Source organism: Gilliamella sp. LMG 34359, assembly GCF_984569085.1.
The window spans coordinates 1663509-1679687 of the sequence record NZ_OZ474906.1; the positions used below are offsets into that span (position 1 = coordinate 1663509).

Here is a 16179-nt window from a genome sequence, read left to right on the forward strand (position 1 = left end):
ATTAATAAGAAAAACTTATGGAGTTTAATATTTAGTGGCGACGATCAAAGATATTGCGAAACTTGCTGGGGTATCTCATGGTACTGTTTCAAATGTACTTAACGACCGTGGTAATGTTAGTGTAAAAAAAATTAAATTGGTTGAACAAGCGATTCAACAACTTGGTTATCAAATCAATTTATCAGCCAAAACTTTGAGAGGAGGTTCAACCAAATCTATTTCGGTAATACTGCCAAATATTACCTCAGAGCAGTATAGCAATTTATATGATGGTCTATTTAGTCAAGCTAACCGACAGGGTTATGAACTTTCCCTTTACCTAACTTATGATTCTAAAGAACTTGAATTACAATTCATACAAAAAATAGCGGCGAAACGTGATCATGCCATTATAGTGGTTAGTTCATTATCCGATGCTACTGACTATTACCAAAAAGTTAAATTACCAAAGGAAAAAATTATCTTTGTATATCGAAAACCTTTATCCGCACAGCAGTTTGTGTCCCTTGATTATGAAAAAGCCGGGCAAGATATTGCTAAAGAGTTAATGAAAAAATCCTATCGTCGCATTGGCCTATTTAGTAATTCAGAACATTATACTCATATCCAAACCTTCAAAAAAGGTTTACAAAATACCTTCAAAGAACAGCATTACGATATAACCCTGAATAACATTACCTCAAAACCTTCTAACGGTACCTATAACTTAGCCTTTAGTTTTTTTGCAGACGAGCAGGTTAATTATGATGCTATTATCACCATGGATATGGATCGAGCTCATTTTGTGCGCAATGCAAATTATTTTGGTAGTCTACAATCTTGTCCTGCAATTTATACATTAACTAATAATAGTTTTTTTTATGAAGATAATATTTACCAATACCATATGAATTATGGCATATTAAGTGAGCAAATTATTAAGTTGATAGATGGAAAAAAGATTAACCAGCTTGAGAATAAAGGATTTTCATTATTACCTGATTCAGGCTCTGATAACATCACTAAACATTCACAAACCATTAACTTTTTGATATTACCCAGTCCATCAACCCAAGCAGTTAAAAAACTATTGCCGCATTTTAAAAAGATGAGTGGCATTGATGTTAACTTAATAATAAAACCTTTCGATGAAATATATCCAGTTCTTAATCAACTTGAGCAGCATCAGCAAATCGATGTAATTCGAATTGATATGGCCGGATTACCATGGTTCGCACCGTCGGTATTTAAACCCTTAACCAACTTAGATATTAACTTAAACCAGCTATTAGCAAAATATCCTCCAGAAATTGTTGAGCGCTTTAGTTATGTGAATGGCACCGCTTATGCTATTCCTTTTGATCCTAGTGTTCAGATGCTCTTTTATCGCAAAGATTTATTTAATGATCCATTAATTAAACGGGCTTATTATGAAACATATCGGCAACATCTTGATATTCCTAAAAACTTTAAAGAGTTTGACCAAATTGCAACCTTTTTTAATCGACAACAAAACCCCGAATCCCATGTAGAGTTTGGCAGTTGTATTACTCTCGGTAATTATGAACTTATCGCATCTGAGTTTTTAGTTCGTTACTATTCTCAAGGTGGAAAGTTAATCAATGCTAATCAGTTTGCTTTAAATCCAGCTATTGCGCTAAGTACCTTGAATCAGATGCGATCATTTATAAGCGTGGCTAAAAATATACAATCAACTTGGTGGCAAGAGTCGGTAAATTTATTTGAACAAGGTAAACTTGCCATGTTAATTGTTTATATGAATTTATTTAGCTATATCAATCATCGTAATATTTTACCTTTAGTCGGGTATGCCAAAGTACCTGGCAAAAAGTCACTATTTGGTGGTGGTTCCCTAGGGATGTCAAAATGCAGCTCTAAAGACGAACAAGTTAAAACTTTTTTCAATTGGCTTTATTCCACCGAAATTAGCGAACAAATAGCACTACTTGGCGGGGCCACTGCTCAAAATACTATTTTTCAAAATCATCGAATTATTAAAAGTTATCCATGGTTACCAGTGGTACAACAACAATATGCCAATGGAATTCGGGAAAATAGCATGACAGGGAACGCGGTTAATTTAAGATTGATGGAAAACATTATTGGTAAACATCTCACACAATGGATCACCAATCAATATAGCTCAAAGCAAGTCATTGAGTTGATCAATTCGGAAATTGAAAAAAATATGGCTAATAAATAATTATTAGCCATGATAAATCTTTTAAATTAAAGCAATTATTTTACTTTAATATCTACTTCTGCTTGTTAGGTGTCATGATGACATCTTTATCTCTAAAGAAATACCAGAAACCAACAGCAACGATTGCGGCAACTACAGCAGGGTAGATCCAAAACTCTTGCCATTGTGGTCCAGCACTTGGTAGTGTTTTTTCGGTAACAACGCGATTATTGATAAATCCACATACTGATGCCGCCATAAATACCCCAAAGCCGTTAGAAACAATAAAACGTAAGCCTTGAGCTTGAGCTTTAATTTCTGGACCGGCTTTCTTATCAACATAGATATCACCCGCAGTAAAGAAGAAGTCCCAACAAATACCTTGTAATAACAAAGTACCAATAATATAGAAGAACATATTACCGTCAGATGTTGCTGCCAGCGATAACATCATGCTACGAATTACCCAACAAATTGCGCCGAATAAAATGATTTTTTTGAAGCCAAAACGACTTAATAAGAATGATAAAAGGAACATAAATAGTACTTCGGTTGCGATGGCAATTTGCATCATTGAAGCAGGCTCTAGACCTAATACAGGTAGATACACTGGTAAATAAGCACTGTATGCAGTTTTAGTTATCATTAAGACAAAAGTCGAAAGCATGAAAATAGTGAAATATTTATCTTTGAAAAGTGATAATGCATCTAAACACATTGCATCACGGATTGAGAATTTTTTATTTCGACTGGTTGGCGGTGTATTTGGTAGGGTGAAACAATAGATCCCATAAACCACTGAGGCACCAGAAGCAAGTAAAAATGAGTTAATTGAACTTGAAAATCCGGTGTAACCAAGAATCAATCCGACAATCATAAAACCGATAGTACCAAATACCCGAATAATTGGGAACCAACGCACGCCATCTATATGTCTAAAGCTAACGCTATTCGCTAAAGCAGTTGTTGGATAGAATAATAACCCAACAATAAAAATCATAATTAAAAAGCCAGCTATATTACCGCTTTCGACAAAATTAGGAATGATAAATAAAACACCAGCATTTAAAATATGTAATATCCCCATTACTTTTTGCGAGGCAATAAATCTATCAGCAATCATTCCAATAAAAAGTGGAGAGATAATGGTTGCGATCCCTAAAACAGAATAAGTTGAACCAACAATTTCTTTTAATCCATAAGCAGCAAGCACTGCCCCAATAACCATATTCCATGCACCTTGCACAAAATATTGTAAAAACATCATTACCAGTAAGCGTGGTATTTTAAACATATAAAACTCCATTTTAAATCGTCTTCGTCAAGCCATCATAGGCAACTTGAATATTGTAAGGTTTAAATATTTCAACCAATTCATCATGCATAAAACCACTGCTATGCGAGTGATGAGAAGTGATAAGTTGAGTGTTTGAATCGAAAATACCCTCATCTAACATACGCTTTTGCGTTGCAATAACGGTTTCAATACTCATGTGGTTATTGGTCTTATCATTCTGTTTGTAGCCGTAAGTACACTCAAAAATAGCCATATCAATTTTTTTACCGCTATCTTTTAACCACTGCCAAGTGAGTTCAGGGAAATAGCCTGAATCATGGCCATGAAGTAACGTTTTTCCATCTTTTTCGATTAAGTAAATAAAGCAGAATTCCCATTTAGCATGATTAGCCAGCAGAGCAGTAACGGTATAGCCAGCAGAAGTCACAACTGTTTGGAAAGGCACTAATAAATTAAATACAAAACGCTCATGACTATATCCTGGTAGGACATTTAAACAGCCATTAATAGCAATATCATTGCCATAGACATATAGAGGATGGTCAATATTAAAACCATAATCCACCATACGACTAAATAGATCGCCGACATTAAAATGGTCAGGATGAGTGTGAGTAAACAATAAGTCCTTTATTTTGGTGACATCAATGTTTTCTCTCATAACTTGATAGCTATATTCTGGGGCAAAATCAATTTGCACAATATCATCAATAAGAATTGAACTGCGGGTTCTAATATTTTTCCCTTTTTCAATGCGTGTTTTTTCACAAATCTGACATTTACAAAAAGGATTTGGGATACCTTCCGATGCAGCCGTACCCAAAAACTGTAATTTCACATTGTTCTCCTAATTAAACTTCAAACATCATTATTTTATAAAAATTGGAACGATTCAATTTTATTTTAATGTTATTATAACCACAATAAAATTAATATTTTTTTTTGCTAATTCGTGAGCTGGATCAAATTTTATATATTAACGGTTACTGTTTTAATGCTGAGAGAGATTATCGACGATATTGAGCATCGCCGATAATAGAGGAATTGAGCGGGAAGAGATAATCTTTAGTTGGCTTCTTTCCAAAGAATTAGATCTTGATCATCAAGTTCTGAGGCATCAAATCCCATCATTGGTGGTAAATCTTCACGGTCAAAAGCTAAATCGCCACCATTAACATCGATATCACCCTTCTTAATCCCTTTAAAATCATAAAGGCTGGTATCACATAAATGCGAAAGGGTGATATTTTGCGTGGCACGAAACATGGTTTCGATACGACCAGGAAACTTTTTATCCCAATCATTTAGCATCTCTTTGATCACTTGCCGTTGTAAATTAGGCTGTGAACCACAAAGATTACAAGGAATGATAGGAAACTGTTTTATTTCAGCATATTTGGCAATATCCTTCTCTTTGCAGTAAGCAAGAGGTCGAATAATAATATGTTCACCCGAATCATTCATCAGCTTGGGTGGCATAGCCTTAAGTTTGCCCCCATAAAACATATTTAAAAACAAGGTTTCCAAAATGTCATCACGATGATGTCCAAGCGCTATTTTGGTTGCGCCAAGTTCAGTTGCAGTGCGATATAAAATACCACGTCGAAGCCGAGAACAGAGTGAACAGGTAGTTTTGCCTTCAGGGATTTTTTCTTTAACAATACCATAAGTATTTTCTTGAACAATTTTATATTCAATACCTAAGGATTCTAGGTATTGAGGTAAAACATGTTCAGGGAATCCTGGCTGCTTCTGATCTAAATTAACGGCAACTAATTCAAATTGCACTGGGGCACTGATTTTTAAATTAATAAGAATGTCTAGCAATGTATAACTATCTTTACCGCCTGATAAACAGACCATTATACGATCGCCTTCTTCAATCATATTAAAATCAGCGATTGCTTCGCCAGTAAGACGACGTAAGCGTTTATGTAATTTATTTTGATTGTATGTATTCATCACGATTTAATTGATTATTCCGCTCGGCTCATATATCGGCGTTCAGCAATATGAATTTTAACTTTTTCGTGGTTATCAATATATTCAGGTACTTGAATAACAAGACCAGTAGAGAGTGTAGCCGGTTTAGTGCGTGCACTTGCCGACGCACCTTTAATACTTGGCGACGTTTCAATGATTTCAAGTTCAACTGTTTGTGGTAATTCTAAAGCCACCACTTCACTTTCAGCTATTAAAACTTGAATGCCATCCATACCACCTTCAGGGATAAATAGCAGTTCTTCTTCAATTTGATCCTTCTTAAAAATAAACGGCGTATAGTCTTCATTATCCATAAACACATATTCATCACCGTCAATATAAGAAAAGCTAACAGGGCGTCGAAATAATTCGATAGTATCTAAAATATCATCACCTTTAAAACGCTCTTCAACTTTGCCACCAGATTTAACATCGGTAAAACGCATTTTATAGAGTGTACTTGCACCACGAGCACTAGGGCTTTGTACATCAATTTCTTTTACCAGCAACAACTTGCCGTTATAGGTGACTGCATCACCACGTTTTATTTCATTTGCTTTAGCCATAATACATTCTTCATATTTAAAAGAGTTAAAAATTAGCTCGCTATTTTACTCTTAACTTGCTATTGTCACCAATAAAATTTATAAAACAATCTCAAATTCATCCAATTCTCATGACTGATTCATGCCAATGCCGTAAAAATTGTGGTGCTTGTTGTATCGCACCGTCGATCTCATCAGCTATGCCAGGTATGCCAAACGGCAAACCGGCGGGAGTCCCTTGTTATAATTTGGATGAAAATTTTCAATGCAAATTATTTGGTCAAGCAACCCGCCCTAAAGTTTGTAGTCACTTAAAGCCATGTTTTGAAATGTGTGGTACTAATCGTAACCAAGCATTCAATTATTTAACTCAATTAGAACAGTTAACTAGCAACTAAGTATTGCGAATATTTAACATATCCGCTGTATTATTAGAATTATTTATCTCGCAAATAAATTTTTTTGATACACTTCACGCACTTTATTAGCTAATGATAAATATCAAATAAATTAGCTTAAATCAGTTACTCATCTATAACACATTAGGTAGTAGCTAGGATATTTAGTAAATTTAATCTGTTTAATAAGAAGAAGATTGATATGACAAAAAAATTAAAGCGTGATTTGAAAGCTCGCCATTTAGCAATGATCGCTATTGGTGGCTCAATCGGTACCGGGCTATTTGTTGCCTCTGGAGCTACGGTTGCACAAGCGGGACCAGGTGGCGCCTTACTCTCTTATGCGATTATTGGCATAATGGTTTATTTTTTAATGACTAGCCTTGGTGAGCTTGCAGCTTATCTTCCTGTTTCAGGAACTTTTGCAACTTACGGTGCTCGCTATGTTGATGAGGCCTTTGGTTTTGCCATTGGTTGGAACTATTGGTACAACTGGGCGATTACCGTTGCGGTTGACTTAGTTGCGGCACAATTAGTGATCTCCTATTGGTTTGATGCAGGTGCTTATAGTTGGTTATGGAGTTTATTGTTCCTAAGTATCATCTTCTGCTTGAACTATATTTCTGTAAAAGGCTTTGGTGAAGCTGAATTTTGGTTCTCATTAATCAAAGTGGTTACTGTCTTATTATTTATTGTGATTGGCTTATTGATGATAATTGGCATCTTAAAAGGTGCTGAAAATGCTGGTTGGCAAAACTGGGAAATAGGTGATGCACCATTTGTTGGTGGATTTTCCTCAATGATCGGTGTTGCGATGGTTGTAGGCTTCTCATTCCAAGGTACCGAACTGATTGGAATTGCCGCGGGAGAATCAAAAGATCCAGAAAAAAATATTCCCAAAGCCATGAAACAAGTCTTTTGGCGTATACTACTATTCTATATTTTTGCGATTTTAGTGATTAGTTTAATTATTCCCTACACTGACCCTAATTTACTGCGTAATGACGAAACGGATATTAGTGTTAGCCCATTTACTTTAGTATTCCAACATGCAGGGTTATTATCAGCAGCAGCTATCATGAATGCAGTAATTTTAACCTCAGTCCTTTCCGCGGGTAACTCGGGTTTATATGCGTCAACACGTATGCTATATGCCTTAGCTAAAGAGGGGAAGGCTCCTAAAATCTTTAGTCGATTATCTTCATCAGGTGTACCGGATATGGCGCTGTTTGCCACAACATTAGTGGCTATGCTGTGCTTTTTAACTTCACTATACAAAGACCAACAAGTTTATTTATGGCTACTTAATATGTCTGGAATGACCGGGTTTATTGCATGGCTTGGTATAGCTATTAGCCACTATCGTTTTAGAAAAGGTTATGTGTCACAAGGGCGGGATCTGAATAAATTACCGTATCGCTCAAGTTGTTTCCCATTTGGTCCTATTTTTGCCTTCGTACTCTGTTTGACTATTACGCTAGGTCAAAATTATGAAGCATTTTTACAAGATACCATTGATTGGAATGGTGTTATTGCCACTTACATCGGTATTCCATTATTTCTTGCAATTTACTTTGGTTATAAGATTGTTAAAAAGACAAAATGGATAAAATACGATCAAATGGATTTTTCTCAAATGGATTAATCTAATCACATCTAAATTAGCATTGCGCTTCCGTCGACATCTGTCGACGGAATTGTATTAAAAAAGAGAAAATAACCTATAAACTGGTTAACGATATACAAACAACAAGTGTGATAACGGTATTAGCGACTACGGAATATGATACGCGCTTTTGAAAGATCATAAGGTGTCATTTCAACCGTTACTTTATCGCCAGTCAGAATACGAATATAGTTCTTTCTCATCTTTCCAGAGATATGTGCGGTAACAACATGACCGTTTTCAAGTTCAACACGAAACATCGTATTCGGAAGAGTATCAAGAATAGTACCTTGCATTTCAATGTTATCTTCTTTTGCCATTGGGGCCTCTTAATATTAAATACAAATTAAATACACTCAAATCAATTAATATTACTTCGATTTTCTTTATGCTTAAATTAGAAAAGCGAATTTATCAACTTAATCACCAATTTTTGGTGTGTGTAAATTCATTGATTTGAGTATAAACACAGAACAGCTATAAATAGAATATCTAAATATAGCGGCGAAATAATGCCGAAAAAACTCTCAGATGTAAAGTCATTTCTAACATTTCTTTAAATTATAAAGTCCATGCTCATGAATATACTGCCAAACTTTGAGCGGTAATAACTTTTTACACCTTTGTAGGTCATCAATATTTTGCCTTATTTCTGTCGCAGAAATCGCTTCAAGTGGCGTATTAGCAAAATAGATATAACCGTTAGGGCTGTGGTGTAATGTTTGGATATCATTGGTTTGATGTTGATTGATCCAGGTTTGTAAATTGCTTTCGAAAGTGGGTTGAGCATAACCAGGTCTTTTGCATATAAGCAAATGGCAATAATCGACGAGTTTTTGCCACTCTTTCCACGTTGGTAAACTAAGTAAAGAGTCTTGCCCCATAATAAAAGCCAAGGCTGATTGAGCACCATTTTGCTCACGCCATGCTTTAAGGGTATCTATGGTAAAAGAGGGGTGATCAATCAGTTGCGGCTGTAATTCACGAGTATCAATTGTAAAAAGCGGATAATCAGCAATTGCCAATTTCAACATAGCTAAACGTTGCTCAGTTGTGGTCCCTGGTTGAGGTTTATGCGGCGGTATCCGATTAGGCAACAAACTGATATTACTCAATCCTATCTCTTCGGCTAAAGCTAAAGCAGGGCGCAAATGACCATAATGAATGGGATCAAAAGTACCACCAAATAACGCAGTTAACACTTTTCTAACCCCATAAACTGCATAGTTAAACTTAACAGCGCATCCCAAATAGATAAATCATTATTCTGCTTTAAGCTAATCTCGATGTCAGTTAAAGTCGCCAGTAACGCAAATAGACTTTTAATATCAAAGCGATTTAAATAAGCACTATACATCGATCTTCTATTTTGCCAGACTCGATATTCATCAAAAACCTGTCGAGGGGATTTGTCTGCTAAAGCCAATTTTAAATTGATTAATAAAATCAATTCACGTTGAACAATACGCATCAATATCAATGGCTCAAAATCATTCATCTTAAGCTGTTGTAACACATGCATTGCACGCTTAGCTTTATTGGCGATCATTGCATCAATCCAATGAAAAGGCGTAAATATTGCCGAATCGTTGATATTAGATTCAACTTGATCATAAGTAATAGTCTGGTTTGGATAAAGTAACTTTAACTGCTCGATAATTTGTGTTAAAGCCAGTAAATTACCTTCATAATAGTAACTAAGCAATTCAATAGCAGGTTGTTCAATAGTCATCTGCATTTGTTGCAAATAGGCTCTTATCCATTGAGGTAATTGTGCTGCATCTGGTGTTACACAATTCACCACTACTAATTTATCCGATAAAGCCTTATACCATGGTGCATTTTCCTGAGTTTTGGTTATCTTAACTAAACTGATTATCAAGCCAATATCAGGAGTTAACATTTCACATAACGTATTTAACTTTGTGGCAACTGAAACATTAAGTACGCCTTCACCAATATCTAAACAGAGCAGGGTTTTACTTGAAAACAGATTCATTGCCTGACAACAATCATACATTGCAGTCCAATCGGTTTGGGCATTGATAGTAAAAGAGAGTTGCTCATCATAGTGAGCTCGTTTAAATGCACTACGTAATTCAGTTAGTACATAGTGTTTCAAGTAAGGATCGCTATCTAAAATTAAATAATAGGGCGATCCTAAATGCTGGGTTACTTTTTCCGCACTAATTTTAATCATAGTATCTGGTTAATTAGCGGTATCAACCGATTTTAATTTACCGATGATCTGTTTTGCAGCTTGTTTATACATTTCATCTTCAATTAAATTTTGTTCTACCGTTTTCGCTAGTGCTTCGGCTGGATTATCAAAGAATGTGCGGAAAACACGAACGTTAATTGGGTGAATTTGTTCACCTGCAATTACCACTTGAGCTTGAACCGCTAGTACCAGTTGATATTCTGCCGCTTTACCATCTTGATAGATTGATATAGTACTTTTATCCAAAGAATCACCAACTATTCTTAGTGATGGATATTTTGCCACATCATTAACATCAGCCAAAATTACGCCATTGTCACGCAGTAACTCTTTAATATCTCTAGACAAACGACCATAAGGGTCGCCGCTAATATAAGAGAGTGTTTTAAATCGAGCTGGAACCTCTGTTTCATGCTGCAAATGAAAGCCACAACCAGTTAGTGATATTGTCAATAACATCAGTAAAGCTAAATATTTTTTCATTGGTATTACCGCCTATATCTCAATTATCCAACAATATTAACTTACCACTAGATTCAATAACTTACCTGGCACATAAATGACTTTGCGAATTGTGGTATCAGTTAAGTATTTTTGAATATTGGGTTCTTGTTTTGCTTGCTCGACAACAAAATCTTGTTGAGCATCAGCGCTTACTGTAAATTTACCGCGTACTTTACCATTAATTTGCACCACAATTAATTTTTCGTCTTCAACCATTGCTGATTCATCGGCAACCGGCCATGAAGCATTATCAATCGTTTCACTATGACCTAATGCTTGCCACATAACAAAACAAGCGTGAGGCATCATAGGGTAAAGTAATCGAACCACCGCATTTAAAGATTCATTCATTAATGCTCGATCTTGATCTGTCTCTTGCGGGGCTTTTTGTAAGCGATTCATCAATTCCATTACTGCGGCAATAGCAGTATTGAAGGTTTGACGACGACCAATATCATCACTCACTTTCGCAATCGTTTTATGTAATTCACGACGTAACGCTTTTTGATCAGCATTTAATTTAGCAATATCAAGCGCGCCTGCTTGACCACCTTGAGCATGTTCATATACCAAACGCCATACACGTTTAATAAAGCGGTTAGCCCCTTCAACCCCTGACTCTTGCCATTCAAGGGTCATGTCAGCAGGTGAAGCAAACATCATAAATAGACGCACAGTATCGGCACCATATTTATCCACCATCTCTTGCGGATCAATACCATTATTCTTCGATTTAGACATCTTAGTCATACCGGCGTGAACCAGCTCATTGCCTTTACTATCTGTAGCTTTAGCAATACGACCTTTATCATCACGCTCAATAGTCACTTCAGTTGGTGACACCCAGATACGTTCATTAGTTGGGCTGGTATAGTAAAATGCATCGGCCAACACCATACCTTGGCAAAGCAGACGTTTTGCTGGCTCATCAGATTTAACCAAACCGAAATCTCGCATCAATTTATGGAAAAATCTGAAATAAAGTAAATGCATAATTGCATGTTCGATACCGCCAACATATTGATCAACTGGCAACCAATAATTGGCTGCGTTTTCATCTAACATACCTTTGTCATAATGAGGACAAGTATAGCGAGCGTAATACCATGATGACTCCATAAAGGTATCAAAGGTATCCGTTTCTCGTAGCGCAGGTTGACCATTAACAGTGGTTTTTGCCCAATTAGGATCGGCTTTAATAGGACTGGTGATACCATTCATCTCAACATTTTCAGGTAAAATCACCGGAAGCTGATCTTCAGGGGTTGGGATAGTTGTACCATCTTCAAGGGTCACCATTGGGATTGGCGCGCCCCAATAACGTTGACGAGAAACCCCCCAATCACGTAATCGATAATTTACCTTACGGTTACCAATACCTAAAGCAATAAGTTTATCGGCAATGGCATTAAATGCTTGCGCAAAATCAAGGCCATCAAACTCGCCAGAATTAAATAGTTTACCGTGTTCAGTATAAGCTTGCTCAGAAAGATCGGGAGCTTGTCCATCTTGATTTAAGATAACTGGTTTAATAGGTAGATTATATTTTGAGGCAAATTCATAATCACGTTCATCGTGACCAGGAACCGCCATTACTGCACCAGTACCATATTCAATTAAAACAAAGTTTGCAATCCAAACTGGAACTTTATCACCGGTTAATGGATGGATGGCAAAAAATCCAGTCGCCATGCCTTTCTTTTCCATAGTTGCCATATCGGCTTCAGCAGTTTTGGTGGTCTTACATTCAGCAATAAACTCAGCAATTTTAGGATTATTTTGCGCAGCTAATTGTGCAAGTGGGTGTTCCGCTGCCACCGAAACAAAACTGACACCCATTAAGGTATCTGGGCGAGTAGTATAAACACGTAACTTATCATTATAGTTTTCAACTGCAAAATCAAATTCGACACCTTCAGAACGACCGATCCAATTACGTTGCATGGTTTTAACTTGTTCTGGCCAACTTTCAAGCGTATCTAAATCATTCAATAATTCATCGGCATATGCAGTAATTTTAATAAACCATTGTGGAATCTCTTTACGTTCAACCGGAGTATTACAACGCCAACAACAACCTTCAACTACTTGCTCATTCGCAAGAACGGTTTGATCGTTAGGGCACCAGTTAACCGCCGAAGTTTTTTTATAAACTAAACCTTTTTCAAATAGTTTAGTAAAGAACCATTGTTCCCATTTGTAATACTCAGGACGGCAAGTTGTCACTTCACGATCCCAATCATAACCAAAACCAAGTAATTGCAATTGCTTTTTCATATAAGCAATATTTTCATAAGTCCATTTAGCCGGCGCTGTATTATTTTTAACGGCCGCACCTTCTGCTGGCAAACCAAATGCATCCCAACCGATAGGTTGCAAAACATTTTTACCATTTAAACGTTGATAGCGTGAAATCGTATCCCCGATTGTATAGTTTCGCACATGACCAAGATGCAGACGACCGGAAGGATAAGGAAGCATCGACAAACAGTAATACTTCTCTTTAGATGGATCTTCAGTAACGTGGAAAGTTTTCTCTTCTTGCCAATGTTTTTGTACTTTGGCTTCAATTTCATCTGGGCGATATTGTTCTTGCATGACGAATTAATGTCCTATCTATTATTGCTAATAAAAATAATTTGCTAATTGTATTGGTTATTGACTTGTTTTACAAACGTTATATGCTTTATCAAGCGTGAATTATTAGTAGATGAATTACTGATTTCGACCACTTAATTACTAAATAAGTAATAGAATAGGAAAGGATATTCTATAAGTTATATAATTGAAGCTAAGTAAAAAATGTAACAATTTCAATTTCACTGTCTAACCAAACGTTCTACTATATTATTGTTGTGTTCAATGCTAACGATAGCATTTATTGTTGCATGTGGTGTAATTTGCTTTTTATTTATACAGTATTTATATTTATTCACTCACTCTGGATTTATGATTGTCTTTTCGGATGCCACTATGGCGATTTGCGTTTTATTTGGCTGCCTATTTGGGCTTGCTGATAGTTAAAGCATTACGTAAAAATATGACGATTGAGTTAACGCCCTATGGCATAAATATAAGTGATCATATTAACTCAAAGCAGTTTTCCAATAGTCAACATTGAAGCAGATTATTGTTTTTAAGGCATATTTACCTCGTGGATATTCCCAAAACATTATATTGCAATTTGAAAAAACACCAATCGAAATGTTAATGGTAGATACAATAATTCCACTATTATCGAAAAAAGATAATCAACAATATATTGGATTTATACAATATTTATCTAAATATGTTATAGAGTCAGAATTTACTTTACTATCTGCTAAAAAACTGCCTCAACGATAATAGCCGAATGTTCGACAAATATTAATGTTCAAGAATACCGTTTAGTCTTTGAAAGAAAATAGTTTAACTCAATAATACTTAGAACAAGAGTAAAAAAAATGGCTATTTACAATTAAATAGCCATTGATTTATAAATCATAAATAAGGGATTTATCTACCTTGATTTAACAATTACCCACCATTGAATACACTTAAAAAGCGAGAAAAGTAGGATTTTTTCTCTTCAACTGGCATATTATCAAGGTTAGCTTGAATAAGCTTCTCGACTTTTTGGCTCTCATCAGTCAAGCCCAATTCATTATACGCATTATGCATTAACAGTAACCCGGCCTTTGTTGCATCAGTATCTGGGAACAATGATAGCATTTGTGTTACGCGATTAATCACCGCAACATAGGCTCCACGTTTGGTGTAATATTGAGCAACTTTTAGCTCATATTGCGCGATACGATTTTTCAGATAGATCAAACGTTTTTTCGCATCAGCAGCATAAGAACTATTTGGAAAACTAGAAACTAAATAGGTAAAATCTTTAAATGCAGCCATTGCAAATTCAGGATCACGATCTGAGCGATCAACATTAAACCAACCCTGAATAGTATTATCACTTTGAGCCATATTACTAATACCGCGCATATAAATCACCCAATCAATATTAGGATGGATTGGATTTAATTTTAAAAAACGGTCAATTGATGCAATGGCTAAAGGATAATCAGCTGTTTTATAATAAGCATAAATTAAGTCAAGTTGAACTTGTTGAGAAAAAGGTCCAAAAGGATAATTTTTATCGATAGTCTCTAAAACAGTAATACTGGATTTTATATTGCCACCTTCAAGCTCATTTTTAGCTTTATTGTATAGCTCAATTTCTGGCACACTTTCAACATCAGGCTTTGAGCTTGTACAGCCAATTAGTACGCTACTTAAAGCGATGACTAATAAAGTATGTAAACGCAGTTTCATTCGATTTCAATCCAAAATATAATTAAACATTAAAGGCAATGATTAGTATATAATACTCTAAAACATAACAGCTTAAAATAGATAAATTACACATGTATAAGTTAAAACTTTCATCTGATATCGAACCAACACAACTTGGAATGCGTTTGGATCAGGCTTTATCTGAGCTTTTTCCTGATTATTCAAGGTCAAGAATTAAAGAATGGATTATTAACAACAAAGTATTGGTTAACAATAATATTATAAATAAACCCAAAGAAAAAGTATTGGGCGGTGAAAAAATAACCATTGAAGTTGAAGTTGAAGAAGAAACTTTTCATCAACCTGAAAATATCCCATTAAATATTGTCTATGAAGACGATCATATTTTGGTTATCAATAAATCCCGTGATCTCGTTGTTCATCCAGGAGCAGGTAACCCAAATGGCACGGTATTAAATGCATTACTTTATCACTACCCTGACATCGCTCGAGTGCCGAGAGCGGGTATTGTTCATCGCCTAGATAAAGATACAACAGGACTTATGGTGGTAGCTAAAACCATAGAAGCACAAACACACTTAGTTGAAGCGCTACAATTGCGCGAAATTACCCGTGAATATGAAGCAGTGGCAATGGGTATAATTACCGCAGGTGGAACAATCGACCAACCGATAACACGTCATCCAACCAAACGAACCCATATGGCGGTGTTCCCTACAGGTAAACCTGCCGTCACTCATTATCGAGTCATGGAAAAATATCGACTTCATACTCGATTACGGTTAAGGCTTGAAACTGGTCGTACTCACCAAATTAGGGTGCACATGGCACATATAGCCCATCCTCTTGTCGGCGATCCACTTTATGGTGGACGACCAAGGCCACCAAAAGGTGCGAGTGACTCTTTTATCCAAACGTTACGTGATTTTGATCGTCAAGCTTTACATGCAACCATGTTACGTTTATATCACCCGCTCACTGGCGAATTAATGGAGTGGCATGCGCCAATACCTGATGATATGTTAAAATTAATCCATGCGTTACAAGAAGATACCGAACTTCATAAAGATGAACTTGATTGGTAATTATT

The 16179-nt window shown here is 35.9% G+C and carries 13 protein-coding genes and 1 pseudogene; 4 read left to right on the forward strand and 10 right to left on the reverse strand.

What is annotated here, in order from left to right; all coding sequences use genetic code 11:
* The first annotated feature begins 34 nt into the window (after positions 1 to 34).
* Positions 35 to 2203, forward strand: coding sequence for an extracellular solute-binding protein (locus AC5LXV_RS07705; protein ID WP_493467875.1), 2169 nt, complete (start codon positions 35 to 37; stop codon positions 2201 to 2203).
* 52 nt (positions 2204 to 2255) lie between these two features.
* Here the strand turns inward: AC5LXV_RS07705 and AC5LXV_RS07710 are convergent, their stop codons facing one another.
* From AC5LXV_RS07710 to efpL, 4 genes are all read right to left on the reverse strand, one after another.
* Entirely contained in the window at positions 2256 to 3476 is a 1221-nt protein-coding gene (locus AC5LXV_RS07710; RefSeq protein WP_110433991.1) for an MFS transporter, read from the reverse strand.
* A 13-nt stretch (positions 3477 to 3489) separates the two neighbouring features.
* Positions 3490 to 4317 carry an MBL fold metallo-hydrolase gene (locus AC5LXV_RS07715; protein ID WP_493467876.1) on the reverse strand — a complete coding sequence of 276 codons (828 nt, stop codon included), beginning with the start codon at positions 4315 to 4317 and terminating at the stop codon, positions 3490 to 3492.
* Positions 4318 to 4544: 227 nt separating this feature from the next.
* Positions 4545 to 5441, reverse strand: coding sequence for a tRNA 2-thiocytidine(32) synthetase TtcA (gene ttcA, locus AC5LXV_RS07720; RefSeq protein WP_493446429.1), 897 nt, complete (start codon positions 5439 to 5441; stop codon positions 4545 to 4547).
* Between the two features lie 14 nt (positions 5442 to 5455).
* Entirely contained in the window at positions 5456 to 6028 is a 573-nt protein-coding gene (gene efpL, locus AC5LXV_RS07725) for an elongation factor P-like protein EfpL (protein ID WP_493467877.1), read from the reverse strand.
* A 110-nt stretch (positions 6029 to 6138) separates the two neighbouring features.
* Between efpL and AC5LXV_RS07730 the strand changes: the two genes are divergently transcribed.
* Positions 6139 to 6405: a YkgJ family cysteine cluster protein gene (locus tag AC5LXV_RS07730; RefSeq protein WP_493446277.1), complete on the forward strand. Its 267-nt coding sequence runs from the start codon at positions 6139 to 6141 to the stop codon at positions 6403 to 6405.
* Positions 6406 to 6583: 178 nt separating this feature from the next.
* The gene (locus tag AC5LXV_RS07735; protein ID WP_258363941.1) at positions 6584 to 8050 is read left to right on the forward strand and encodes an amino acid permease; all 1467 of its coding nucleotides are present in this window, start codon (positions 6584 to 6586) and stop codon (positions 8048 to 8050) included.
* A gap of 122 nt (positions 8051 to 8172) precedes the next feature.
* Here AC5LXV_RS07735 and infA read toward each other — a convergent pair whose 3' ends face one another.
* The 6 genes and pseudogenes from infA to bamD form a co-directional block, all read right to left on the reverse strand.
* Positions 8173 to 8391, reverse strand: a complete 219-nt coding sequence (gene infA / locus AC5LXV_RS07740) for a translation initiation factor IF-1 (RefSeq protein WP_025315083.1) — start codon at positions 8389 to 8391, stop codon at positions 8173 to 8175.
* A 225-nt stretch (positions 8392 to 8616) separates the two neighbouring features.
* On the reverse strand, positions 8617 to 9273 hold the full coding sequence (gene nadD / locus AC5LXV_RS07745) for a nicotinate-nucleotide adenylyltransferase (protein ID WP_493467878.1): 657 nt from the start codon (positions 9271 to 9273) through the stop codon (positions 8617 to 8619).
* Positions 9267 to 10271 (reverse strand): DNA polymerase III subunit delta, encoded by a 1005-nt coding sequence (holA, locus tag AC5LXV_RS07750; RefSeq protein WP_493467879.1) that lies wholly within the window; start codon positions 10269 to 10271, stop codon positions 9267 to 9269. Before holA ends, nadD begins: the two co-directional genes overlap by 7 nt.
* A gap of 9 nt (positions 10272 to 10280) precedes the next feature.
* On the reverse strand, positions 10281 to 10775 hold the full coding sequence (gene lptE / locus AC5LXV_RS07755) for an LPS assembly lipoprotein LptE (protein WP_493451665.1): 495 nt from the start codon (positions 10773 to 10775) through the stop codon (positions 10281 to 10283).
* Positions 10776 to 10811: 36 nt separating this feature from the next.
* Positions 10812 to 13394: a leucine--tRNA ligase gene (gene leuS / locus AC5LXV_RS07760; protein ID WP_110433983.1), complete on the reverse strand. Its 2583-nt coding sequence runs from the start codon at positions 13392 to 13394 to the stop codon at positions 10812 to 10814.
* Positions 13395 to 14384: 990 nt separating this feature from the next.
* Positions 14385 to 15107 (reverse strand): annotated as a pseudogene (gene bamD / locus AC5LXV_RS07765) (outer membrane protein assembly factor BamD); the annotation flags it as partial.
* Positions 15108 to 15199: 92 nt separating this feature from the next.
* On the opposite strand from bamD, the gene rluD reads away from it, so the two are divergent.
* The gene (gene rluD / locus AC5LXV_RS07770; protein ID WP_493467880.1) at positions 15200 to 16174 is read left to right on the forward strand and encodes a 23S rRNA pseudouridine(1911/1915/1917) synthase RluD; all 975 of its coding nucleotides are present in this window, start codon (positions 15200 to 15202) and stop codon (positions 16172 to 16174) included.
* Positions 16175 to 16179: the final 5 nt, after the last annotated feature.